Origin of the sequence: Kitasatospora sp. NPDC085464, assembly GCF_044541955.1 — a bacterium.
GTDB lineage: Bacteria > Actinomycetota > Actinomycetes > Streptomycetales > Streptomycetaceae > Kitasatospora.
Map to the genome: position 1 here is coordinate 11039 of NZ_JBITTM010000007.1, position 26545 is coordinate 37583.

The 26545-nt window shown below is 76.5% G+C and carries 1 protein-coding gene (only partly in view); it reads left to right on the forward strand.

Going from position 1 to position 26545, the window contains the following annotated elements; translation table 11 throughout:
• Positions 1-26545 carry the 5' portion of a type I polyketide synthase gene (locus ACIGG8_RS08035; RefSeq protein WP_396546491.1) on the forward strand. Its footprint extends 1397 nt past the window's final position, so 26545 of the gene's 27942 nt are visible here — the first part of the coding sequence; the start codon lies at positions 1-3; the stop codon falls past the right edge of the window.

The following is a 26545-nucleotide window of genomic DNA, read 5'->3' on the forward strand; positions in this document are numbered from 1 at the left end:
ATGGACAAGGAACAGAAGCTCCGGGACTACCTCAAGCGGGCCAGCGCGGACCTCCAGCGCTCCCGGCAGCGGGTGGACGAGCTGGAGGCGGCCGCCCGCGAGCCGATCGCCATCGTGGGCATGAGCTGCCGCTTCCCCGGCGGGGTGGCGAGCCCGGAGGACCTCTGGGCCATGCTGGTCGCCGGCGAGGACGGCATCACCGGCCTGCCGGCCGACCGCGGCTGGGAACTCGACCCGGCGGACGGGCCGGTCGACGTCCGGGGCGGGTTCCTCCAGGGCGCCGCCGACTTCGACCCCGGCTTCTTCGGCATCTCGCCCCGCGAGGCGCTGTCCATGGACCCGCAGCAGCGCGTCCTGCTGGAAACCTCCTGGGAGGCCTTCGAACGAGCCGGCATCGATCCCACGACCGTCCGCGGCACCCGCACCGGGGTCTTCGTCGGCGCGATGCCGCAGGACTACCGCACCGGCCCGGACGACGACGTCCAGGGCTTCGTGCTGACCGGCAACGCCACCAGCGTGATCTCCGGCCGGCTCTCGTACGTGTTCGGCGCCGTCGGTCCGGCCGTCACCGTCGACACCGCCTGCTCCTCCTCGCTGGTCGCCCTGCACCTGGCCGCCCAGTCGCTGCGGGCCGGGGAATGCGGGCTGGCGCTCGCCGCGGGCGTCACCGTGATGTCCACCCCCACCACCTTCGTGGAGTTCGCCCGCCAAGGCGGGCTGGCCGCCGACGGCCACTGCCGCTCCTTCGCCGACTCCGCGGACGGCACCGGCTGGTCCGAGGGCGTCGGCGTGCTCGTCCTGGAGCGGCTGTCGGTGGCCCGGCGCAACGGCCACCGGGTGCTGGCCGTGGTGCGTGGCAGCGCGGTCAACCAGGACGGCGCCTCCAACGGCCTGACCGCCCCCAACGGCCCCTCCCAGCAGCGGGTGATCGAGCAGGCGCTGCGCAGCGCCCGGCTCTCGGCCGACCAGGTCGACGTGGTCGAGGCCCACGGCACCGGCACCGTGCTCGGCGACCCGGTGGAGGCCCAGGCACTCCTGGCCGCGTACGGACAGAACCGCGAGACGCCGCTGCTGCTCGGCTCGGTCAAGTCGAACCTCAGCCACACCCAGGCCGCGGCCGGTATGGCCGGGGTGATCAAGACGGTGCTGGCGCTGCGGCACGAGCTGCTGCCGCGCACCCTGCACGTGGACGAGCCGTCCTCGCACGTCGACTGGGAGTCCGGCGCCGTCCGGCTGCTCACCGAGGCCACGCCGTGGCCGCAGGGCGCCGAGCCGCGCCGGGCAGGCGTCTCCTCCTTCGGCCTCAGCGGCACCAACGCGCACGCCATCATCGAGGAGGCCCCGGCGCCCGAGGAGATCCCCGCGGCCGAGACGGCCGAGCCGGGCGCGCTGCCGTGGCTGGTCTCCGGCCGCACCCCTGAGGCACTGCGCGCCCAGGCGCAGCGGCTGGTCGCCTTCCTGGGGACGGACGCCGAGGGCTCCGACGCCGACCTCGCCCACGCGCTCGCCACCACCCGCGCCGCCCTGGAGCACCGCGCTGTCGTCACCGCGGTCGGCCGGGCCGAGGCCGTCGCGGCGCTCACCGCGCTCGCGGACGGCGAGGGCGACGGCCGGGCCGTCCTGGGCACCATCCAGGGCCGGGGCAAGCTCGCCTTCCTGTTCGCCGGGCAGGGCTCGCAGCGCCTGGGCATGGGCCGCCGACTGGCCGCCCGCTTCCCGGTGTTCGCCGCCGCGCTGGACGAGGTGCTCGGCGAGCTCGACGGGCGGCCGGACTCGCCGCTGCGCGGCGTGCTGTGGGGCGCCGACGAGGAACTGCTGAACCGCACCGGCCACGCCCAGCCGGCACTGTTCGCCGTCGAGGTCGCCCTGTACCGGCTGCTGGAGTCCTGGGGCGTGCGGCCGGACTACCTGGCCGGCCACTCGGTCGGTGAGATCGCCGCCGCGCACGTCGCCGGAGTGTTCTCACTCGCCGACGCGTGCGCGCTGGTCGCCGCCCGGGCCCGGCTGATGCAGGCGCTGCCGGCCGGTGGCGCCATGGTCGCGCTGCAGGCGAGCGAGGACGAGGTCGTCCCGCTGCTCGGCGACCGCGTGTCGCTGGCCGCCGTCAACGGGCCGCAGGCCGTGGTCGTCGCGGGTGAGACCACGGCGGCCGAGGCCGTCGCCGCGCACTTCGCCGAACTCGGTCGCAAGGTACGGCGGTTGCGGGTCTCGCACGCCTTCCACTCGCCGCTCATGGACCCGATGCTCGACGAGTTCCGTGCCGTCGTCGCCGGATTGAACCCGCAGGCGCCCACGATCCCGGTCGTCTCGACGCTCACCGGCACGCTCGCCACCGTCGAGCAGCTGACCTCCGCCGACTACTGGGCCGACCAGGCCCGCCGCGCCGTCCGCTTCGCCGACGCCGTCGCCTGGCTCGGCAGCCACGGCACCGGGCTGTTCCTCGAACTCGGCCCGGACGGCGCCCTCGCCGCACTCGCTCAGGGCAGCCCGGACGAGCCGGCCGGCGACGGCCGCAGCGCCCTCGCCGCGCTGCGCCCCGGCCGCGACGAGACCGAGGTGCTGACCGAGGCCCTGGCCGGCCTGCACGTGCGGGGCGTCCCGGTGCGCTGGGACGCCTACTTTGCGGGCACCGGTGCCCGCCCCGTCGACCTGCCCACCTACGCGTTCCAGCACCGGCGCTACTGGCCGAAGACCGCGCTGGCCCGCACCGGCGACGTCCGCGCCGCCGGGCTCGGCTCGGCCAACCACCCGCTGCTCGCCGCCGCAGTCTCGCTCGCCAACACCGACGGCCTGCTGCTGACCGGCCGGCTCTCGCTGCGCACCCACCCGTGGCTGGCCGACCACACCGTCGACGGCACCGTGCTGTTGCCCGGTACGGCCTTCCTGGAGCTCGCCGTGCGCGCGGGCGACGAGGTCGGCTGCGACCGCGTAGAGGAACTGACGCTCACCGCGCCGCTGGCGCTGCCCGAGCAAGGCGCCGTGCAGGTGCAGGTCTGGGCCGGGCGGGCCGACGCGCGCGGACGGCGCACCGTGGGCGTCTACGCCCGCCCCGAGGGCGACGAGGACGCCCCGTGGACGCAGCACGCCGACGGTGTCCTCACGGCAGGTGAACACCCGGACACCACCGAGGAGTTCACGGCGTGGCCGCCGGCCGGTGCCGAACCGCTGGACCTGGACGGCCTGGACGGGCGGCTGGCCGGGGCGGGCTTCCGCTACGGCCCGGCCTTCCGCGGGCTGCGCGCGGCCTGGCGGCGCGGCGAGGACGTGTTCGCCGAGGTCGCGCTGGACGAGGGCGTGAGCGGCGAGGCGGGCGCGTTCGGGATCCACCCGGCGCTCCTGGACGCCGCGCTGCACGCCACCGCGTTCCTGGGGCTCGGTGGGGTGCCGTTCTCCTGGCAGGACGTCAGCCTGCACGCCACCGGGGCGTCGGTGGTGCGGGTGCGGCTCTCCGTGACCGGTGACGACGCGGTGGCGGTCGAGGTCGCCGACGCGGCGGGCGGTCCGGTCGCCTCGGTCGGCTCGCTGTTGCTGCGGGCGCTCCCGGGCCTCCCTGCTACCACCGTCGGGCCGGTGCGGGACGCGATGTTCGAGCTGCGCTGGTCCCGGCCGCGCGGCGGCACATCGGCGCCCGCCTCGGTGACCGTCCAGGGCGAGGACCCGCTCGGCCTCGGCGCGGTGCCGACGGGCGAGGGACCTGCCGAGGTGGTGCTCGTGCCGCTCGCGGGCGACCCGGCCGACCCGGTCGGCTCGGCCCACGCCTTGACGGCCCGGGCCCTGGCCCGGCTCCAGGAGTGGCTCGCCGACGACAGGCGCGACGGCAGGCTGGTCTTCGTGACCCGCGGCGCCGTCGCCACCGGCGCGGACGACGAGGTCACCGACCCGGCGGCGGCCGCCGTCTGGGGCCTGGTGCGCTCCGCACAGGCCGAGCACCCGGGCCGCTTCGGGCTCGTCGACCTGGACCCGGCCGGCGGCCCGCTGCCCGAGCGGGCGCTCGGCGGCGACGAGCCGCAGCTGGCCGTGCGCGGCGGCAACGTCCTCGCGGCCCGGCTGGCCCGGGCTGCTGCGGTGGAAGCCGCCGACAGCGTGTGGGGCCGGGACGGGACCGTCCTGATCACCGGCGGCACCGGTGGGCTCGGTGCCGTCCTCGCCCGACACCTGGCCGCCGAGCACGGCGTTCGGCGTCTGCTGCTCGCGAGCCGCCGGGGCGCCGAGGCCGAGGGCGCCGCCGACCTGGCGGCGCAGCTCTCCGGGCTGGGCGTCGCCGTCGCCGTCGAGGCCTGCGACCTCACCGACCGCGCCGCCGTGGAGCGCCTGATCGCGGGCGTGCCGGCCGAGCACCCCCTGACCGCCGTGGTGCACGCCGCCGGTGTGCTCGACGACGGCGTGATCGCGTCACTCACCCCCGAACGGCTCGCCGCCGTGCTGCGGCCCAAGGCCGACGGCCTGTGGCACCTGCACCAGGCCACCCGCGCGCTCGACCTCGCCGCCTTCGTCGTCTTCTCGTCCTTCTCCGGCACGGTCGGCGCGGCCGGCCAGGGCAACTACGCCGCCGGCAACGCCTTCGCGGACGCGCTCGTGCGCACCCGCCGCGCCGCCGGACTCCCCGGGCAGTCGCTCGGCTGGGGCCCGTGGGCACCGGTCGGCGGTATGACCGACGGTCTGACGGACGCGGACCTCGACCGGCTCGCCCGACTCGGCACTCCGGCGCTCTCCGAGGCCGCCGGCACCGCGCTGTTCGACGCCGCCCTCGCCCGCCCCGAGGCGGTCCTCCTCCCCGTCCGGCTGGACCTCCCGGCGCTGCGCGCCCGGGGCGAGGTGCCGCCACTGCTGCGCGGCCTGATCCGCACCCCCGCCCGGCGCGCCGCCGTGACGGCGTCCGAGGCGTCGGGCGCCCTCGCCCGCCGACTGGCCGGGCTGGACGACCGCGGCCGCACCGAGGCCGTCGTCGAGCTGGTCCGCGGCCAGGTGGCCGCCGTGCTGCGGCACGCCGACCCGTCCGAGGTCGACACCCACCGCCCGTTCCAGGACCTCGGCTTCGATTCGCTCACCGCCGTCGAGCTGCGCAACCGGCTGAGCGCCGCCACCGGCCTGCGCACCTCGGCCACCGTCGTGTTCGACTACCCGACCGTCACCGCCCTGGCCGGGCACGTCCTGGAGGGGCTCACGGGCGCCCAGGCGCCCGCCGCCGCGGCCCCCGTGCGGGCCGCGGCCGACGACGACCCGATCGTCATCGTCGGCATGAGCTGCCGCTACCCCGGCGGCGTCGCCTCGCCCGAGGACCTGTGGCGCCTGGTGCGCGAGGGCACCGACGCGATCTCCGGCCTGCCCACCGACCGCGGCTGGGACGTCGACGCGCTCTACCACCCGGACCCGGACCACCTCGGCACCAGCTACACCCGCTTCGGTGGCTTCCTGCACGAGGCCGCCGACTTCGACCCGGACTTCTTCGGCATGAGCCCGCGCGAGGCGCTGGCCACCGACGCCCAGCAGCGTCTGCTGCTGGAGGCCTGCTGGGAGGCGGTCGAGCGGGCCGGGATCGACCCGGTGTCGCTGCGCGGCAGTCGCACCGGCGTGTTCGCCGGCGTGATGTACAACGACTACTCCGCGCTGCTCGCCGGGGGCCGGTTCGAGGGCCACCAGGGCAGCGGGACCTCGCCGAGCATCGCCTCCGGCCGCGTGTCCTACACCCTCGGCCTGGAAGGCCCGGCCGTCACCGTCGACACCGCGTGCTCGTCGTCGCTCGTCGCCATGCACTGGGCCATGCAGGCGCTGCGCGCCGGCGAGTGCACGCTCGCGCTGGCCGGCGGTGTCACGGTGATGTCCACCCCGACCTCGCTGATCGAGTTCTCCCGTCAGCGCGGCCTCGCCCCGGACGGGCGGTGCAAGGCGTTCTCCGACCGGGCCGACGGGGTCGGCTGGTCCGAGGGCGTCGGTGTGGTCGCCCTGGAGCGCCTGTCCGACGCACGTCGCAACGGGCACCCGGTGCTGGCCGTCGTGCGCGGCTCCGCCGTCAACCAGGACGGCGCCTCGAACGGGCTCACCGCCCCGAACGGGCCGTCCCAGCAGCGCGTCATCCGTCAGGCCCTGGCGACCGCCGGGCTCGCGACGGCCGACGTCGACGTGGTCGAGGCGCACGGCACCGGCACCCCCCTGGGCGACCCGATCGAGGCCCAGGCCCTGCTCGCCACCTACGGCCAGGACCGCGAACTCCCGCTGCTCCTCGGCTCGGTGAAGTCGAACCTCGGGCACACCCAGGCCGCCGCGGGCGTCGCGGGCGTGATCAAGACGGTGCTGGCGATGCGGCACGGCATCGTGCCCCGCACCCTGCACGCCGCCGAGCCCTCCTCCCACGTGGACTGGGACGCGGGCGCGGTGGAACTGCTGACCGAGGAGGCGGACTGGCCGGACACCGGTCGGCCGCGCCGGGCCGGCGTGTCGTCGTTCGGTTTCAGCGGCACCAACGCCCACGTCATCCTCGAACAGGCCCCCACAGCGGCGGTGCACGTCCGGACTCCGACCGTAGCGGAGCCCGTCCTGCTCTGGCCGCTGGCCGGCCGCAGCCAGGCCGCCCTGCGCCACCAGGCCGCCCGCCTGCGCGCCTTCGCCACCGCGGACCCGGCGGCGAGCCCGGCCGACCTCGGCCTCTCGCTCGCGACGACCCGCTCCGGCTTCGATCACCGCGCCGTGGCCGTCGGCGGCGACCGTGACGAACTGTTCACGGCCCTGACCGCCCTCGCCGCGGGCGAGCCCGCTGCCGGGCTGGTCGCGGGCGAGACCGGCGCCGGCAAACTCGCCCTGCTGTTCGCCGGCCAGGGCGCCCAGCGCCTCGGCGCCGGACGCGAACTCGCCGAGCGCTTCCCGGTGTTCGCCGAGGCGCTGGAGGAGGTGCTGCGCGAGTTCGGCCCCCGTCTGGACCGCCCGCTGCGCGACGTGCTGTGGGGCGAGGACGAGGAGCTGCTGAACCGCACCGGCTGGGCGCAGCCCGCGATCTTCGCCGTCGAGGTCGCGCTGTTCCGCCTGGTCACCTCGCTCGGCGTGCGACCCGACGTGCTGCTCGGCCACTCCGTCGGCGAGATCGCCGCCGCGCACTGCGCCGGGGTGCTCTCGCTCGCCGACGCGTGCGCGCTCGTCGCCGCGCGGGCCCGGCTGATGGACGCGCTTCCCGAGGGCGGCGCCATGGTCTCCGTCGAGGCCACCGAGGACGAGATGCTGCCACGCCTGGCGCCCGGCGTCTCCGTCGCGGCCGTCAACGGGCCCCGGGCCGTGGTCGTTTCCGGCCTGGAGGACGAAGTCCTGCGCATCGCCGGGGAGTTCGCGGCCGAGGGCCGCCGGACCAAGCGGCTGCGCGTCTCGCACGCCTTCCACTCGCCGCTGATGGACCCGATGCTGGAGGAGTTCCGGCGCACCGTCGCCGAGCTGGAGTTCCGCGCGCCGGCCGTCCCGATCGTCTCCGACACCACCGGCGAGCTCGCCACCGAGGCCGAGCTGTGCTCCCCGGACCACTGGGTCGAACACGTCCGCCGGGCCGTGCGCTTCGCCGACGGCGTCCGGACCGCCCGCGCGGCCGGCGCCGCCACCTTCCTCGAACTCGGCCCCGACAGCGTGCTGTCCGCGCTGACCGAGGAGATCCTCGCCGAGGACGTCCTGGCGGACGCCGCCGCCGTGACGGCCGTCCCGCTGCTGCGCGCCGCGCGTCCCGAGGAGCGGACCGCCGCCCTGGCCCTGGCCGCGCTGCACGTGCGCGGCCACGCCCTCGACTGGGCCGCGCTGTACGCGGGCACCGGCGCCCGCCGCACCGACCTGCCCACCTACGCGTTCCAGCACGAGCGCTACTGGCCCGAGGCCGAGGGCGGCACCGCCCACCCGTCGCCCGCCGCCCCCGGCGACTCCGCGCTGTGGGGCGCCGTCGAGCGCGGCAGCGCCGCCGAACTCGCCGACCTGCTCGGCCTGCGCGACGAACAGCACGCCGGCCTCTACGCCCTCCTGCCCGCCCTCGCCGACTGGCGCCGCACCCGGCACGAGAAGGCGCAGCTCGACGCGGCCCGCTACCGCGTCCACTGGCGGCCCGTGCGCCCGGCGGCCGCCCCCGTGCTGGACGGCACCTGGCTGGTCGTCACCACCGATGCCGTCGACGACAGCGAACTCCTCGACGCCCTGCGCGGCCATGGCGCCCGCCTGGAGCGGCTGGTGCTCGACGAGGCCTGCCGGGACCGCGCCGAACTCGCCCGGCGGGTCGCCGAGTTCGGCGAGCTGAGCGGCATACTGTCGCTCGTCGCGCTGGCCGACCGGCCCGTCCCCGGGCCCGGCCTGCCAGAGGGTGTCGCGCTCGGCGTCGTCCTCGCCCAGGCCCTCGGCGACCTGCACTCCGCCGCACCGCTGTGGACCATCACCCGCGGAGCCGTCTCCACCGGTCCCGCCGACCCGCTCACCAACCCCGTCCAGGCCGCCGCGTGGGGCCTCGGCCGGGTCGCCGCCCTGGAGCGCCCGCAGGCGCCGGGCGGGCTGGTCGACCTTCCGCCGGTACTGGACGCGCCGACCGTGCAGGGCCTGGTCGGCGTCCTGGCGGCCGGTGTGCGCGGCGGCGAGGACCAGGTCGCGCTGCGCGGCACCGCCGCGTACGGCCGCCGCCTGGTGCGGCACGCGGTCGACGAGCTGCCCCGTGCCGAGGAGTTCACCGCCGACGGCACCGTCCTCGTCACCGGCGGCACCGGTGCGCTCGGCGCCGAGGTGGCCCGCTGGCTGGCCCGCAGCGGCGCCCGGCACCTCGTGCTCACCGGCCGCCGTGGCCCGGACGCCCCCGGCACCGCCGAGCTCGTCGCCGAACTCGCCGAACACGGCGCCTCCGCGACCGTCGTCGCCTGCGACGTCGCCGACTGCGACGCGCTCGCCGCCGTCCTCGCCGCGATTCCCGCCGAGCACCCGCTGACCGGCGTCGTGCACGCCGCCGGCGTCGGCCAGGCCGCCCCGCTCACCGACACCCCCCTGGAGGACCTGTACGGCCTCACCGCCGCCAAGCTCCACGGCGCCGCCCACCTCGACGCCCTGCTCGCCGACCACGACCTGGACTTCTTCGTCCTGTTCTCCTCCGTCGCCGGCATCTGGGGCAGCGCCGGCCAGAGCGCCTACGCCGCGGCCAACGCCTACCTCGACGCCCTTGCCGAGAACCGCCATGCCCGCGGCCTGACCGCCACCTCGATCGCCTGGGGCCCGTGGGCCGGCGCCGGCATGGCCGCCCACGAGGCCGTCTCCGACGGGCTGCGCCGCCAGGGCCTGCGCTTCCTCGCCCCGGAGACCGCGCTCACCGAGCTGCGCCGCGCGATCGTCCACGAGGACGTCGCCGTGACCGTCGCGGACGTCGACTGGGAGCGCTACGCCCCCGTCTTCACCGCTGCCCGGCCGAGCGTCCTGTTCGACGAGCTGCCCGAGGTCCGTGCCCTCGCCCGCGGCGCCGAGGCCGACACGGGCGCCGCCTCCGACCTCCTCCGCCGGCTGCGCGGCCTGCCCGAGGCCGAGCGGGACCGGTTGCTCGTCGACCTGGTGCGCCGCGAGGCGGCCGCCGTCCTCGGCCACGCCTCCGTCGACGGGGTGCCCGACAAGCGTGCCTTCCGTGACGTCGGCTTCGACTCGCTCACCGCCGTCGAGCTGCGCAAGCGGCTCGCCGTGCTGACCGGCCTGCCGCTGCCCAGCACGATGGCCTTCGACCACCCGACGCCGGTCGCGCTGGCCGCCTTCCTCCGTGGCGAACTGCTCGAAGGACCGCAGGAGGTGACGGCACACCCGGTCGCCGCCGCCGACCCGGACGAGCCGATCGCCATCGTCGGCATGGGCTGCCGCTTCCCCGGCGGCGCGGCCACCCCCGAGCAGCTGTGGCGGTTGGTCGCCGAGGGCACCGACGCCATCTCCGAGTTCCCGGACAACCGCGGCTGGGACACCGGACTCCACGACCCCGACCCGGACACGCCCGGCCGCACCTACTCCACCCGGGGCGGCTTCCTGCACGGGGCCGGCGAGTTCGACGCCGCGTTCTTCGGGATCTCCCCGCGCGAGGCCCTCGCCATGGACCCGCAGCAGCGCCTGCTGCTGGAGACCACCTGGGAGGCCCTCGAATCCGCGGGCATCGACCCGACCTCCGTGCACGGCACCGCCACCGGTACCTTCATCGGGTCCACGTACCAGGAGTACGGGCTCGGCATGGACGACAGCTCCGCCGGGCACGCCGTCACCGGCACGAGCCCGAGCGTGCTCTCCGGCCGCCTCGCCTACCTGTTCGGACTGGAGGGCCCGGCCGTCACCGTCGACACGGCGTGCTCCTCGTCGCTCGTCGCGCTGCACCTGGCCTGCCAGTCGCTGCGCGGCGGCGAGAGCTCCCTCGCGCTCGCCGGCGGCGCCACCGTCATGACCAACCCGAACGCCTTCATCGCCTTCAGCCGCCAGCGTGCGCTCGCCGTCGACGGCCGCTGCAAGGCCTTCTCCGAGGCCGCCGACGGCATGACCCTCGCCGAGGGCGTCGGCGTCGTCGTCCTGGAGCGGCTCTCCGACGCCGAGCGCAACGGCCACCCGGTGCTCGCCGTCATCCGCGGCTCCGCGATCAACCAGGACGGCGCCTCCAACGGGCTCACCGCGCCCAACGGGCCGTCCCAGCAGCGCGTCATCCGTCAGGCCCTCGCCAACGCGGGCCTGACGCCGGACGACGTCGACGTGGTCGAGGCACACGGCACCGGCACGGCCCTCGGCGACCCGATCGAGGCCCAGGCCCTCCAAGCCGCGTACGGCCGCGACCGCGACCCGCGGCGCCCGCTGCTGCTCGGCTCCGTCAAGTCCAACATCGGCCACACCCAGTCGGCGGCCGGCGTCGCCGGCGTGATCAAGATGGTCCAGGCGCTGCGCCACGGCGTGCTGCCGGCCACCCTGCACGCGGACGAGCCGTCCTCGCACATCGACTGGACCCCGGGCACCGTCAGCCTGCTGAACGAGCCCACACCCTGGCCGGCCGGCGAGCGGACCCGCCGCTGCGCGGTGTCCTCCTTCGGCATCAGCGGCACCAACGCGCACGTCGTGCTGGAAGAGGCACCCGCCGCCGCCGAGGCTCCGGTCGCCGAGGCACCGGACGGCGTCGTGCCGTGGGTGCTCTCCGCCCGCACGCCGGGCGCCCTGCGCGCCCAGGCCGCACGCCTCGCCGACCACCTCGACGCCGAGCCGGACCTGCGCCCGCGCGACGTCGGGCACACCCTGCTGACCACCCGCGCCCTGTTCGAGCACCGGGCCGTCGTGCTCGGCACCGACACCGCCGAACTGCGCGAGGGCCTCGCCGCGCTCGCCACCGGCGCCTCCGCGCCGACCGCCGTTCACGGCCTCGCCTTGGACGGCGGTCGGACGGTCTTCGTGTTCCCCGGCCAGGGCTCGCAGTGGGCCGGCATGGGCGCCCGCCTGCTCGACGAGTCGCCGGTGTTCGCCGAGCGCATCGCCGAGTGCGCGGCGGCCCTGTCCGCGCACCTCGACTGGTCGCTGCTCGACGTGCTGCGCCAGGCCGAGGGCGCGCCCGCGCTGGACCGCGTCGACGTCGTCCAGCCCGCGACCTTCGCCGTCATGGTGGCCCTCGCCGAGCTGTGGCGCGCCCACGGGATCCACCCGGACGCCGTGGTGGGCCACTCCCAGGGCGAGATCGCCGCGGCCGTCGTCGCCGGGGCGCTCTCCCTGGAGGACGGCGCCCGTGTGGCCGCGCTGCGCAGCCGGCTGATCGGCCGGGTCCTGGCGGGCTCCGGCGGGATGATCTCCGTGCCGCTGTCGGCCGACAAGGTCGAGGAGCGGCTGCGCTCGCGCGGCGGCGGGCTGACCGTCGCCGCCGTGAATGGCCCGCGGACCGTCGTCGTCGCCGGTCCGGCCGGCGAACTCGACGAGCTGATGGCCGAGTTCGAGGCCGAGGGCCTGCGGGCCCGGCGGATCAGCGTGGACTACGGATCGCACTCCGCCCAGGTCGAACTCCTCAGGGACGACCTGCTCACGGCCCTCGCCCCCGTGCGGCCTCGCGCCGCCCAGGTGCCGTTCTTCTCCACCGTCACCGGCGACTGGCTCGACACCACCGCCATGGACGCCGGCTACTGGTACCGCAACCTGCGGCGGCCCGTGCGCTTCGACCCGGCCGTTCGGGAGCTGCTGGCCCAGGGCCACGGCCTGTTCGTCGAGGTCAGCCCGCACACCGTGCTCACCATGGCGATCGAGGCCACCGCCGAGGACCGCGGCCACCGCGCCACCGCCGTCGGCACCCTGCGCCGCGACAAGGGCGGCACCGACCGCTTCCTCGCCTCACTCGCCGAGGCCTTCGTCCGCGGCGGACGGGCCGACTGGTCCGCCCTGGTGGGCGGCGGGCGCCGCGTCCCGTTGCCCACCTACGCCTTCCAGCACGAGCACCTGTGGGCCGTCGCGCCGCGCCCCGGCGGGGCACCGGAGGACGGCGAGTTCTGGAGCGCCGTCGAGGAGGCCGACATCGGGGCGCTGGCCGCCCGGCTGCGCATCGACAGCGATGCGCTCGCGCCGGTGCTGCCCGCACTGTCCGACTGGCACCGCCGCCGGCGAGAGCGCTCGACGCTCGACTCCTGGCGCTACCGAGTGACCTGGAAGCCGCTCTCCGTCGCCCCCGCCCGCCTGGACGGCACCTGGCTGCTCGTCACCGCGGAGGACCGCGAGGGCGAAGACGTCACCGAGGCCCTGACCGCGCACGGCGCCCGGGTCGAACGGCTCGTCCTGGACGACACCTGCACCGACCGGCAGCGGCTCGCCGGCCTCCTCGACTCCCCCTCCGGGGACCTGGCCGGGATCGTCTCCCTGCTCGCCACCGCCGGGCGGCCGAGCGAGCGCCACCCCGCCCTGCCCCAGGGCGTCGCGCTCACCCTCGCGCTGATCCAGGCCCTCGGCGACACCGGCCAGGACGCCCCGCTGTGGTGCCTCACCCGCGGCGCCGTCGCCGCCGGGCGCACCGACCGGGTCGCCAACCCGGTCCAGGCGCAGGTCCACGGCCTCGGCTGGACGGCCGCCCTGGAGCACCCGCAGCGCTTCGGCGGCGTCGTCGACCTGCCGGACGTGCTCGACCGGCGCGGCGGCGAGCGGCTGGCCGCCGTGCTGGCCGCCCGCGACGAGGACCAGGTGGCGATCCGCCCCTCCGGCGCCTTCGCCCGCCGCATCGTCCGTGCCGAGGCCGTCACCCGTGCCGAGACCCGGCCGCTGCGCGGCACCGTCCTGATCACCGGCGGCACCGGCACCCTGGCCCCGCACCTGGCCCGCCGGCTCGCCGCCGAGGGCGCCGAGCGGATCGTGCTCACCAGCCGCCGCGGCCCCGCCGCGCCCGGCGCCGCCGACCTCCTCGCCGAACTCGCCGCCGCGGGCTGCGAGGCCGCGATGCTGGCCTGCGACCTCACCGACCGCGACGCCGTCGAGCGGATGCTCGCCGAACTCGCCGCCGCCGGCCACCAGGTGCGCACCGTCGTGCACACCGCCGCCGTCATCGAGCTGTTGTCCGTCGAGGAGACCACCCCCGAGGCGTTCGCCAAGGTCCTGCACGCCAAGACCGCAGGCGCCCGCCACCTCGACGAGCTTCTGCCCGACGACCAGCTCGACGCCTTCGTGCTGTACTCCTCCACCGCCGGCCTGTGGGGCAGCGGCCGGCACGCGGCCTACGTCGCCGGCAACGCCTACCTCAACGCACTCGCCGAGCACCGCCGCGCCCGCGGCGGCCGGGCGACCGCGATCTCCTGGGGCATCTGGGCCGACGACCTGAAGCTCGGCCGGGTCGACCCCGGCCAGATCCGCCGCAGCGGCCTGGTCTTCATGGACCCGTCGCTCGCCCTGGACGGGCTGCGCCAGGCCCTGGACGCCGACGAGCAGGTGCTCGCGATCGCCGACGTCGACTGGGAGCGCTACCACCCGGTCTTCACCTCCGGCCGCCCGACCGCGCTGTTCGAGGACGTCCCCGAGGTGCGCCGGCTCGCCGAGGCCGCCGAACGCCCTTCCGGGGACGGCGAGTTCGCGGCTCGGCTGCGCGCCCTGCCGGCCGCCGAGCAGGAGCGCCGGCTGCTGGACCTGGTCCGCGCCGAGGCGGCCACCACGCTCGGCCACGCCTCGCCCGAGGTCCTGTCCGAGCAGCGGGCCTTCCGCGACGTCGGCTTCGACTCGCTGACCGCCGTCGACCTGCGCAACCGGCTGACCGCCGCGACCGGTCTCACGCTGCCCAGCACCCTCGTGTTCGACCACCCGAACCCGCTCGCCCTGGTGCGCCACCTGCGCGAGAAGATCGCCGGCGCCGTCGGCGGCCCCGCTGCCACCATGGTGAGCGTCGCACCGGACGAGCCGATCGCGATCATCGGAATGAGCTGCCGCTACCCTGGCGGGATCGCCTCGCCCGAGGACCTGTGGCGGCTCGTCACCTCGGGCGGCGACGCCATCACCGAGTTCCCGGCGGACCGCGGCTGGGACACCGAGGGGCTGTACGACCCGGACCCGGACGCGCCCGGCCGCACGTACTCGGTGCGCGGCGGCTTCCTGCAGGGCGTCGCCGACTTCGACGCCGCGTTCTTCGGCATCTCCCCGCGCGAGGCCCTCGCCATGGACCCGCAGCAGCGCCTCCTCCTGGAGACGGCCTGGGAGGCGATGGAGCGCGCCGGCCTCGACCCGTCCGCCCTGCGCGGCAGCCTCACCGGCACCTTCATCGGCGCCAGCTACCAGGACTACAGCCCCGGCGACTCCGCCCAGGACGGCGCCGAGGGGCACCTCGTCACCGGCACCATCCCCAGCGTCCTGTCCGGCCGGCTCTCCTACACCTTCGGCTTCGAGGGCCCGGCCGTCACGCTCGACACCGCGTGCTCGTCCTCGCTCGTCGCGCTGCACCTGGCCTGCCAGTCGCTGCGCAACGGGGAGAGCTCCCTCGCCCTGGCCGGCGGTGTCAGCGTGATGGCCACGCCCAACGCGTTCGTCGGCTTCAGCCGCCAGCGCGCGATGGCCGTCGACGGCCGCTGCAAGGCCTACGCCGAGGCCGCCGACGGCATGAGCCTCGCCGAGGGCGTCGGCCTCGTCCTGGTCGAGCGCCTCTCCGACGCCGAGCGGCTCGGCCACCCGGTGCTCGCCGTCCTGCGTGGCTCCGCCGTCAACCAGGACGGCGCCTCCAACGGGCTCACCGCCCCCAACGGGCCCGCGCAGCAGCGCGTGATCCGCGCCGCACTCGCCGGCGCCCGGCTCGCCCCGGGCGAGGTCGACGCCGTCGAGGGCCACGGCACCGGCACCAAGCTCGGCGACCCGATCGAGGCGCAGGCACTGCTCGCCACCTACGGCCAGGAGCGCGAGCTGCCGCTGCTGCTCGGCTCGGTGAAGTCCAACCTCGGCCACACCCAGATGGCCTCCGGCGTGGCCGGCGTCATCAAGACCGTGCTCGCCATGCAGAACGGGGTTCTCCCGGCCAGCCTGCACATCGACCGGCCGTCCACGCACGTCGACTGGACGGAGGGCGCCATCGAGCTCCTCGTCGAGGCGCGCGACTGGCCCGAGACCGGGCGTCCTCGCCGGGCCGCCGTCTCCTCCTTCGGGCTCAGCGGCACCAACGCACACGTGATCCTGGAACAGGCGCCGGCCGCTGTCGTGGCCGCTGCGCCGACGGACGGCGACACCGTGCCGTTCACGCTGTCCGCCCGTACCGACGAGGCCCTGCGCGCCCAGGCCGAGCGGCTGCTGACCGCGCTCGACGAGCGGCCCGAACTGCCGCTCGCCGACCTGGCGTTCTCCCTCGCCACCACCCGCACCGCGCTCGACCGGCGCGCCGCCGTCACCACCGGCGGCCGCGCCGAGCTGCGGCGCGCCCTCGCCGCGCTGCGGGACGGGCTGCCGGACGCGGCCCTGGTCGCCGGTCGACCGGCCGCGGGTGGCCTGGCCTTCCTGTTCACCGGCCAGGGCAGCCAGTACCCGGCCATGGGCAGGGAGCTGTACGACCGGTACCCGGTGTACGCGGAGGCGCTCGACGCCGTCCTGGCCCGATTCGACCTCGCAGACGAACGGCCCGTCCGGGACGTCCTGTTCGCGGAGGAGGGTTCGGCTCAGGCGGCTCTGCTGGACGACACGGGGTATGCGCAGCCGGCGTTGTTCGCGCTGGAGGTGGCGCTGTTCCGCTTGGTGGAGTCGTGGGGTCTGCGCCCGGATGTCGTGGTCGGGCATTCGATCGGTGAGATCGCGGCGGCGCACGTGGCGGGGGTGTTCTCGCTGGAGGACGCGTGCACGCTGGTTGCGGCTCGGGCCCGGCTGATGTCCGAACTCCCCGGTGGGGGAGCGATGGTGTCCGTCGAGGCGCCGGAGGCGGAGGTGCTGCCGCTGCTGGCGGACGGCGTCTCGATCGCCGCCGTCAACGGGCCCACTTCGGTGGTCCTCGCGGGCGACGAGAGCGAAGTCCTGCGCATCGCCGGGCAGTTCGAAGCCCAGGGGCGGCGCACCAAGCGGCTGCGCGTGTCGCACGCCTTCCACTCGCCGCTCATGGAGCCGATGCTCGACGCCTACACCCGCGTCGCCGCCACGCTCACTTACGACGCCCCGGCGATCCCGCTGATCTCCACGGTCACCGGCGCGCCTGCCACCGCCGACGAGCTCGCCGCGCCCGCGTACTGGGCCCGGCAGGTGCGCGACACCGTCCGCTTCGCCGACGCCGTCCGCGCCCTCGCCGGCCACGGCGCCGCCGCCTTCCTCGAACTCGGCCCGGACGGCGTCCTCACCGCCGCCGCCCGCAGCACCCTCGGAGACGGCGCCCGCGTGGCCGGCGTGCCCGCACTGCGGCGCGGCCGGCCCGGCGTCCCGACTCTGACGGCCGCGCTGGCCCGGCTGTTCGTTCAGGGCGTGCGTCCCGACTGGACGGCCGTCTTCGCCGGCACCGGTGGCCGCCGCGCCGACCTGCCCACGTACCCGTTCCAGCGGGAGCGTTACTGGCCGGAGGGGCGGTCCGCCCCGTCGGTGGGATCCGACCCCGTGGATGCCGAGTTCTGGGCCGCCGTCGACCGCGGCGACCTCGGCGCGCTCGGCAGCGGGCTCGACCTCGACCGGGACGCCGTGGCCGCCCTGTCCACCTGGCGCCGCGCCCGGCGTGAACGCTCCATCGTCGACGCCTGGCGCTACCGCGCCGCCTGGACGCCGCTCGACGCGAAGGGCGCTGTTGCGGCCCGGCCGTCCGGCCGCTGGCTGGTGCTCGCCTCGGACGACGCGAGCTGGGCGGACGGGCTCGTCGACGCGGTGACCCTCCGTGTCGTCGGCGACCGGGCCGCACTCGCTTCACAGCTCCGTGACGTGACCGCGGAAGAGCGTGAGCTCGCCGGCGTCCTGTCCCTGCTCGCGCTCGGCGACGACCCGCTCGCGGCCACCGTCGCCGCCGTCCAGGCCCTCGGCGACGCGGACATCACCGCCCCGCTGTGGTGCCTCACCCGCGGCGCCGTCGCCACCGGCCGCTCCGACCGGCCCGCCGACCCCCGGCAGGCCGCCGTCTGGGGCCTCGGCCGCTCCGCCGCCCTCGAACTGCCCACCCGCTGGGGCGGGCTGATCGACCTACCGGAGCAGCTGGACGACGCCGCGCTGCGCCGTCTGGCCGCCGCGGTCGCCCGCACGGACGGCGAGGACCAGCTCGCCGTCCGCGCCTCTGGCACCTTCGCCCGGCGCCTCGTGCGGCACCCGCTGGATCACCCGCTGGGCGAGCGCCCGGCCGCCAGGCCGTACACACCCACCGGCACCGTCCTGATCACCGGCGGCACCGGCGGACTCGGCGGGCAGCTCGCCCGCCGCCTCGCCGCCCAGGGCGCCGCGCACCTGCTGCTGGTCAGCCGCAGCGGCGCGGACGCCCCCGGCGCGACCGAGCTCCGCCGGGAACTCACCGCGGTCGGAGCGACCGTCACCCTGGCCGCCTGCGACGTCGCAGACCGGGACGCCCTCGCGGCCGTCCTCGCCACGGTGCCCGCCGATCAGCCGCTCACCGCCGTGTTCCACACCGCCGGCGTCGTCGCCGACGGCACCCTCGACACCCTGACCGCCGAGCGGTTCGCCGAGGTGCTCCGCCCCAAGGTCGATGCCGCGCTCCACCTCGACGAGCTGACCCGCGACGCCGACCTCGCCGCCTTCGTCCTGTTCACCTCCACCGCCGGCACCATCGGCGCGGCCGGACAGGCCAACTACGCGGCCGCCAACGCCTTCCTCGACGCCCTTGCCGAACGGCGGCGCGCCGACGGCCGCCCGGCCACCGCGATCGCCTGGGGCCCATGGGCCGGCGACGGCATGGCCGGGGCCGGCAGCGGCGTCGAGCAGCGGGTGCGCCGGGGTGGCTACACCCCGATGGTGCCGCAGCGCGCCCTGGCCGCCCTCGGGCACGCGCTCGACCACGACGACACCGCGCTCACCGTCGCCGACATCGACTGGCAGCGCTTCGCCGCCGTGTTCACCGCGCAGCGGCCCGTCCCGCTGATCGCCCAGCTGGCCGGACCGGCCGGCCGGCCGGTGGCGTCCGCCCCGGAGTCCGGACTGCGTCAGCGCCTGGCCGAGCTCTCCGAGCGGGCCCGGGAGCGGTTCGTCCTCGACTTCGTGCGCACCCGCGTCGCGGCCGTCCTGGGCCACCCGGGCGGCGAGCGCGTCGGCGCCGACCAGCCCTTCACCGACCTCGGCATGGACTCCCTCACCACCGTCGAACTGCGCAACGCCCTCACCGCCGTCACCGGCCTGACCCTGCCCGCCACCCTGGTCTACGACCACCCGACCCCGGCCGACCTGGCCGCCCACCTCCTCGGTGAACTCCTCGGCACCCTGCCCGAACCCGACCGGGCCCCGGCCCTGCGGGACGTTGCGGACGACCCGATCGTGATCGTCGGCATGGCCTGTCGCTTTCCCGGTGGCATCGAGTCGCCGGAGGACCTCTGGCAGCTGCTCGGCGACGGCGCCGACGCCATCCGCCCGTTCCCCGCCGACCGCGGCTGGGACCTCGACACCCTCGGCCGCGGCGGCTCCGCCACCCTCCACGGCGGCTTCCTCGACGGCGTCGGCCGCTTCGACGCCCGCTTCTTCGGCATCTCGCCCCGCGAAGCCCTCGCCATGGACCCCCAGCAGCGCCTCCTCCTGGAGACCTCCTGGGAGGCCCTGGAGCGCTCCGGCATCGCCCCCGACCGCCTGCGCGGCAGCGACACCGGCGTCTTCGTCGGCACCAACGGCCAGGACTACCTGACCGTGCTGCGCCGCGGCACCGCCGACGTCCGCGGCCACGCCGCCACCGGCAACACGGCGAGCGTCCTGTCCGGCCGCCTCTCGTACACCCTCGGCCTGGAGGGGCCCGCCGTCACCGTCGACACCGCCTGCTCCTCCGCCCTCGTCTCGCTCCACCTGGCCGCCCGCGCGTTGCGCGCCGGGGAGTGCTCGCTGGCCCTGGCCGGCGGCGCCTCGGTGATGTCCAGCCCGGACGCCTTCGTCGAGTTCACCGCGCAGGGCGGCCTCGCCGCCGACGGCCGCTGCAAGCCCTTCGCCGACGCCGCCGACGGCACCGCGTGGTCCGAGGGCGCGGGCGTGCTCGTCCTGGAGCGGCTCTCGGACGCCCGCCAGCTCGGGCACCCGGTGCTCGCGGTCGTGCGCGGCAGCGCCGTCAACCAGGACGGCGCCTCGAACGGGCTGACGGCCCCCAACGGCCGAGCCCAGCAGCGGGTGATCCGCGCGGCGCTGGCCGACGCGGGCCTGACCGCCGCCGAGGTCGACGCCGTCGAGGCGCACGGCACCGGCACCGCCCTCGGCGACCCGATCGAGGCGCACGCCCTGCTGGCCGCGTACGGGCGGGAGCGCGAACGGCCGCTGCTGCTCGGCTCGGTGAAGTCCAACCTCGGCCACACCCAGGCCGCCGCCGGCGCCGCCGGCGTGATCAAGACGGTGCTCGCGATGCAGCACGGGGAACTGCCGAAGTCGCTGCACGTCGACGCGCCCTCCCGGCACGTCGACTGGACGGCCGGCGCCGTGGAGCTCCTGACGGAGACCCGCGACTGGCCGGAGACCGGCCGCCCGCGCCGGGCAGGCGTCTCCGCCTTCGGCGTCAGCGGCACCAACGCGCACGTCCTGCTGGAGCAGGCGCCTCCGGCTGCGGAGCCGGCCGGTCCGGTGCTGCGCGCGGACGCGGAGCCGTGGGTGGTCTCCGCCCGGTCGGAGGCCGCCCTGGACGCATCGCTCGCGCGTCTGGCCGAGGTGGACGGGCCGTCCGCGCTGGACGTCGCCCACTCGCTGGCCGTCGGCCGGGCCTCGCTCGGGCACCGGGCGGTGCTGCTGGACGGCGCCGAGGTCGCGCGCGGCGTCGCCGCCGAGCGCTCGACGGCGTTCCTGTTCTCCGGGCAGGGCTCGCAACGGCTCGGCATGGGACAGGAGTTGTACGACCGCTTCCCGGTGTTCGCCGAGGCCTTCGACGGCGTCTGCGCGCGTCTGGACCAGCTGCTGGACCGACCGCTGCGGGACGTCGTGTGGGGCACGGACGAGGAACTGCTGAACCGGACGGAGTACGCCCAGGCGGGGTTGTTCGCCGTCGAGGTGGCGCTGTTCCGGCTCGTCGAATCGCTCGGCGTGCGGCCCGAGTTCGTGGCCGGGCACTCGATCGGCGAGGTGGCGGCGGCTCATCTGGCCGGAGTGTTCTCGCTGGAGGACGCGTGCACGCTGGTGGCCGCCCGTGGCCGGCTGATGCAGGCGCTGCCGGAGGGCGGCGCGATGCTCGCCGTGGAGGCGACGGAGGACGAAGTCCTGCCGCAGCTGGGCGAGTCGGTGTCGATCGCGGCGGTGAACGGGCCCACGTCCGTGGTGGTTTCGGGTGACGCCGAAGCCGTCGCGGCGATCGAGGCGCACTTCGCCGACCGGCGGACCACGCGCCTGCGGGTCTCCCACGCCTTCCACTCGCCGCTGATGGACCCGATGCTGGACGACTTCCGGGCCGTCCTCGACGGGCTCGTGTACGGGGCGCCGTCGATCCCGCTGATCTCCAACCTGACCGGAACCCTGGCCGACGGTGTCGAGTCGCCCGACTACTGGGTGCGCCACGTCCGCGAGACCGTCCGCTTCGCCGACGGCGTCCGGGCACTGGCGGACGCGGGTGCCACCGCCTTCCTGGAGCTGGGCCCCGACGGCGTCCTCGCCGCGCTCGCCCAGCGCTCCACCGGCGACCGCGACCTCGTCGCCGAACCGGCCTGCCGCCGGGACCGGCCCGAGGAGCGGACGCTCGTCACCGCCCTCGCCCGGCTGCACGTCGCCGGCGTGCCGGTCGACTGGACCACACTGCTCGCCGGCACCGGCGCCGCGCGCGTCGACCTGCCCACCTACCCGTTCCAGCGCGAGCTGTACTGGCCCGAGCGCGCACCCGAGACCGTCGCCGTCGGCGACCCGGCGGACGCCGCGTTCTGGTCCGCCGTCGAGCGCGCCGACACCGCCGCCCTCGGCACGACCCTGGGCCTCGACGACGACACGTCGCTGACCGCGCTGCTCCCCGCCCTGTCCGCGTGGCGCCGCCGCCGGACCGAGCGGAGCGACGCCGACCGGCTGCGCTACCGCGCCGTCTGGAAGCCGTACGCCGCCCCCACCGGCCCGGACACCCTGCCGGGCACCTGGCTCGCCCTCGTCCCGTCCGACCGGGACGACGACGCCTGGACGTCCGCAGTACTCGCGGCCCTCGGCGCGAACGTCGTGCGCGTGGCGGTCGACGGGGACGACGCTGTGGACCCGGGCCCGCTCGCCGCGCCGGTCACCGGCGTGGTGTCCCTGCTCGCCGCCTCCGAGGGCCTGCCCACCGGGCTCGCCCGGCCGGACGTCCTGCTCGCCGCCCTGGGCGAGGCAGGCGTCGAGGCCCCGCTGTGGTGCCTCACCCGCGGTGCCGTCGCCGTCGGCGACACCGAGGCCCCGCAGGACGCCGCGCAGGCGGCCGTCTGGGGCATCGGCCGGGTGGCCGCCCTCGAACACCCGCAGCGCTGGGGCGGGTTGATCGACCTCCCGGAGGCACCCGACGCCCGCACGTCGGCCCGTCTGCGCGCCCTGCTGACGGCCGGGGACGGCGAGGACCAGCTGGCGCTGCGCCCCGCCGGAGCCTTCGCCCGCCGCCTCGTGCACGCCACGACGGCCGACACCGCACGCCCGTGGACCCCGCGCGGAACGGTCCTGGTGGTCGGCGACGCGCAGGGTCACGCGGCCCCCACCGCCCGCTGGCTGGCCCGCGCGGGCGCCCGGCAGGTGGTGCTGCTCTCCGGCGTCGACGGCCGGGCCGTCGACCGCCTGCGCGCCGAGGTCGCCGAGCACGGCGCCGAGCTGACGCTCGTCACCGGCACGCCCGGCGACCCGGAGGCCGTCGCCTCCGTCCTCGGGCTCCCCGAGCTCTCCGCCGTCCTCTACACGGGCCGGGCCGGCGAGCCCGCCGACCACCTCGCCGGGCTGCTAGCCGACGTCAGGGCGCTCGACGAGGCGATCGCGGACCGGGAGCTCGACGCCTACCTGCTGTTCGGGTCGATCACCGGCACCTGGGGCGTGAAGGGGCGGTCCGACGAGGCCGCTGCCAGTGCGCTCCTCGACGCCCTCGCCCAGGGCCGTCATGCCGCCGGGCGGGCCGGTACCGCCGTCTCGTGGGGTGCCTGGGCCGGTAGGACGCCCGACTCGCTGGCCGCGCACCTGCGGGCCAACGGGCTGCCGCCGATGTCGCCCGACCGCGCCCTGACGGCCCTCGCCGCCGCCCTCGACGGCCCCGCCGTCACGGTCACCGACGTGGCATGGGAGCGCTTCGCGCCCGCCTTCGCCGAGGCCCGGCCCAGCCGGCTCTTCGCCGACCTGCCCGAGGCCCGCGTGGCCGTCAGCGAGACCCCCGCGAGCGTCGGCGGCTCCGGCCGGGCCGACGCGCTGCGCGCCGGCCTGCGCGAGCGGTCGGCCACCGAGCGCACCGATGCCCTGCTGGCGATCGTCCGGGCCGAGTCGGCCGCCGTGCTCGGCCACGCCGACGCCGACGACGTGCCGTCCGGGCACCCGTTCAAGGACCTCGGCTTCGACTCGCTGACCGCCGTCGACCTGCGCAACCGGCTCGACACCGCGACCGGCCTGCGCCTGCCCGCGACCCTCGTGTTCGACTACCCGACCCCGGCGGCCCTCGCCGCCCACCTGCGCGCCGAACTCTTCGACGAGGCCCAGGAGGTGGAGCGTTCGGCTGCCGCGGCCGACACCGACGACCCGATCGTGATCGTCGGCATGGGCTGCCGCTACCCGGGCGGCGTCCGCTCGCCCGAGGACCTGTGGCGGCTCCTGCGGGAGGGCACCGACGCGATCGGCCCGTTCCCGGCGGACCGCGGCTGGGACCTCGACCGGCTCGCCCACGGCGACCGCGACGGGCGCGGGCGCAGCGTCACCCAGCAGGGCGGGTTCCTTTACGACGCGGGCGAGTTCGACGCCGCCTTCTTCGGGGTCTCCCCGCGCGAGGCGATGGTGGTCGACCCGCAGCAGCGCCTGCTGCTGGAGACCGCGTGGGAAGCGCTGGAACGAGCCGGGATCGACCCGGCGGGCCTGCGCGGCGGCGACACCGGTGTGTTCGTCGGCGGCGGCAGCGGCGACTACCGGCCGGCCATCGGCCAGCTCGGTCACGTCGAGACCGCGCAGTCCGCGAGCCTGCTCTCCGGCCGGCTCTCCTACACCCTCGGGCTGGAAGGCCCCTCGGTCAGCGTGGACACCGCGTGCTCGTCCTCCCTGGTGGCCCTGCACCTGGCCGCCCAGGCGCTGCGCGCCGGCGAGTGCTCGCTGGCCCTGGCGGGCGGCGTGACGGTGATGTCGAGCCCGGTCGGGTTCGTCGAGTTCGGCGAGATGGGGGCGCTGTCCCCGGGCGGCCGCTGCCGCACCTTCTCCGACGCCGCCGACGGCACCGCGTGGTCCGAGGGCGTCGGCGTCCTGGTGGTCGAGCGGCTGTCGGACGCCGAGCGCCGCGGCCACCGGGTGCTCGCCGTCCTGCGCGGCTCCGCGACCAACCAGGACGGCGCGTCGAACGGCATCACCGCGCCCAACGGCCCGTCCCAGCAGCGCGTCATCCGGCGCGCCCTGGCCAACGCGGGCCTGGAACCCGCAGAGGTCGACGCCGTCGAGGCGCATGGCACGGGCACGACGCTCGGTGACCCGATCGAGGCCCAGGCGCTCCTCGCCACCTACGGCCAGGACCGTGAACGGCCCGTCCTCATCGGCGCGCTGAAGTCCAACCTGGGTCACACCCAGGCCGCCTCCGGCGTGGCCGGCGTGATCAAGATGGTCCTCGCCATGCGGCACGGCCTGCTGCCGCGCACCCTTCACCTCGACGCGCCCTCCCGGCACGTCGACTGGGCGGCCGGCGCCGTCGAGCTCCTCACCGAGGAGACCGCCTGGCCGGCCACCGGCCGCCCCCGCCGGGCGGGCGTCTCCGCCTTCGGCGCGAGCGGGACCAACGCCCACGTGATCGTCGAGGCGCCGCCCGCGGCCGAGCCCGTCGAAGCGCGTCCGGACGACCGGCCGCTGCCCGTCCCGCTCTCCGCCGCGACGCCGGGAGCGCTGCGCGAGCAGGCCGACCTGATGCTCGCCCGCCTCGCCGCAGACCCGGAGCTGACGGTCCGCGACCTCGGCCACTCGCTGGCCACCACCCGCACGCTGCTCGACCACCGCGCCGCCGTGCTCGCCGCCGACCGCGACGAGCTGGCACAGGGCCTGCGCGCCCTCGCCGACGGGCAGGCCGCGCCCAACCTGGTCCAGGGCGCGGCCCTGGGCGGGAAGACCGCCTTCCTCTTCCCCGGCCAGGGCTCGCAGCGCCCCGGCGCCGGGCGGGAGCTGTACGCGGCGTACCCCGTCTTCGCCGACGCGCTGGACGCCGTCCTGTCGGGCTTCGAGGGACGGCTGGCCGGGCCACTGCGCCCGGTGCTGTTCGCGGAGGAGGGTTCGGCTCAGGCGGCTCTGCTGGACGACACGGGGTATGCGCAGCCGGCGTTGTTCGCGCTGGAGGTGGCGCTGTTCCGGCTGGTGGAGTCGTGGGGCCTGAGCCCGGACTTCGTCATGGGCCACTCGATCGGTGAGATCGCGGCGGCGCACGTGGCGGGGGTGTTCTCGCTGGAGGACGCCTGCACGCTGGTCGCGGCCCGGGCCCGGCTGATGTCCGAACTCCCCGGTGGGGGAGCGATGGTGTCCGTCGAGGCGACGGAGGCGGAGGTGCTGCCGCTGCTGACGGACGGCGTCTCGATCGCCGCCGTCAACGGCCCGCGCGCCGTCGTCCTGTCCGGAGACACCGACGCCGTCGAACGCATCGCCGCCGGATTCGCCGCCGCCGGACGCAGGACTAGGCGTTTGCGGGTGAGCCATGCGTTTCACTCCGTACACATGGACGCCATGCTCGACGACTTCGAGCGGACCGCCCGGGGCATCGCCTACACCGCCCCGCGCATCCCGCTCGTGTCCAACCTGACCGGTGACGTGGTCACCGGTGACACCGGGGCGGCGTACTGGGTGCGCCACGTCCGCGACGCAGTCCGCTTCGCCGACGGCGTCGCCGCCCTCACCGCCCGCGGTGTGCGCCGCCACCTCGAACTCGGCCCGGACGGTGTCCTGTCCGCCCTCGTCCAGGCCGACACCGGGGAGGACGCCGACCCGGCCCGACCCGTGGTCACCGCCACGGCGTTGCGCCACGGCCGCGACGAGCGCACGACCCTGCTCGTCGCCGTCGCCCGCCTGCACACCGACGGGCTCGCGCCGGACTGGTCCGCGGTCTTCGCCGGCACCGGCGCCCAGCGGGTCGACCTGCCCACCTACCCGTTCCAGCGGCAGCGCTACTGGCCCGAACAGTCGTTCGCCTCGGCCGCGTCCCCGGACGGGGAGTTCTGGACGGCGCTGCGCACCGCGTCCTTCGACGCGCTCGCCGGCACCCTGGACGTCGACGGCGACGCCCTCGCCCAGGTGCTCCCGGCGCTGCGCGACTGGCACGACCGGCGCGAGGAGCAGACTGCCGTGGACGCCCGTCGCCGGCGGATCGTCTGGAAGCCGCTCGACCGGGCGCGCTCCGGCGCCCCGGCCGGCAGGTGGCTCGCCGTCCTGCCGTCCGGACACGTCGACGCGGCCTGGACGGACGCCGTCCTCGCCGTGCTCGGCCCGGACGCCGTCCGGCTGACCGTCGAGGCCGACGCCGACCGCGCCGGCCTCGCCAAGCAGCTCGCCGAACTCCCCTGCCCGGCCGAGGAGATCACCGGAGTGTTGTCCCTCCTGGCGCTCGACGAGTCGGCGGACGGCAGCATCCCCGCCGGGCTCGTCCGCACCGCCGTCCTGGTACAGGCCCTCGGCGACGCCCGGATCGGCGCACCCCTGTGGGGCCTCACCCGCGACGCCGTCGCGGCCGCCCCCGGCGACCGCGTCACCGGCCTGCCCCAGGCAGCCGTCTGGGGCCTCGGCCGAGTGGCGGCGCTCGAACTCCCACAGCGCTGGGGCGGCCTGATCGACCTGCCCGCCACCATCGACCGGCGCGCGGGCACCCTCCTGGCCGCCGTCCTCGCCGACCCGGACGGGGAGGACC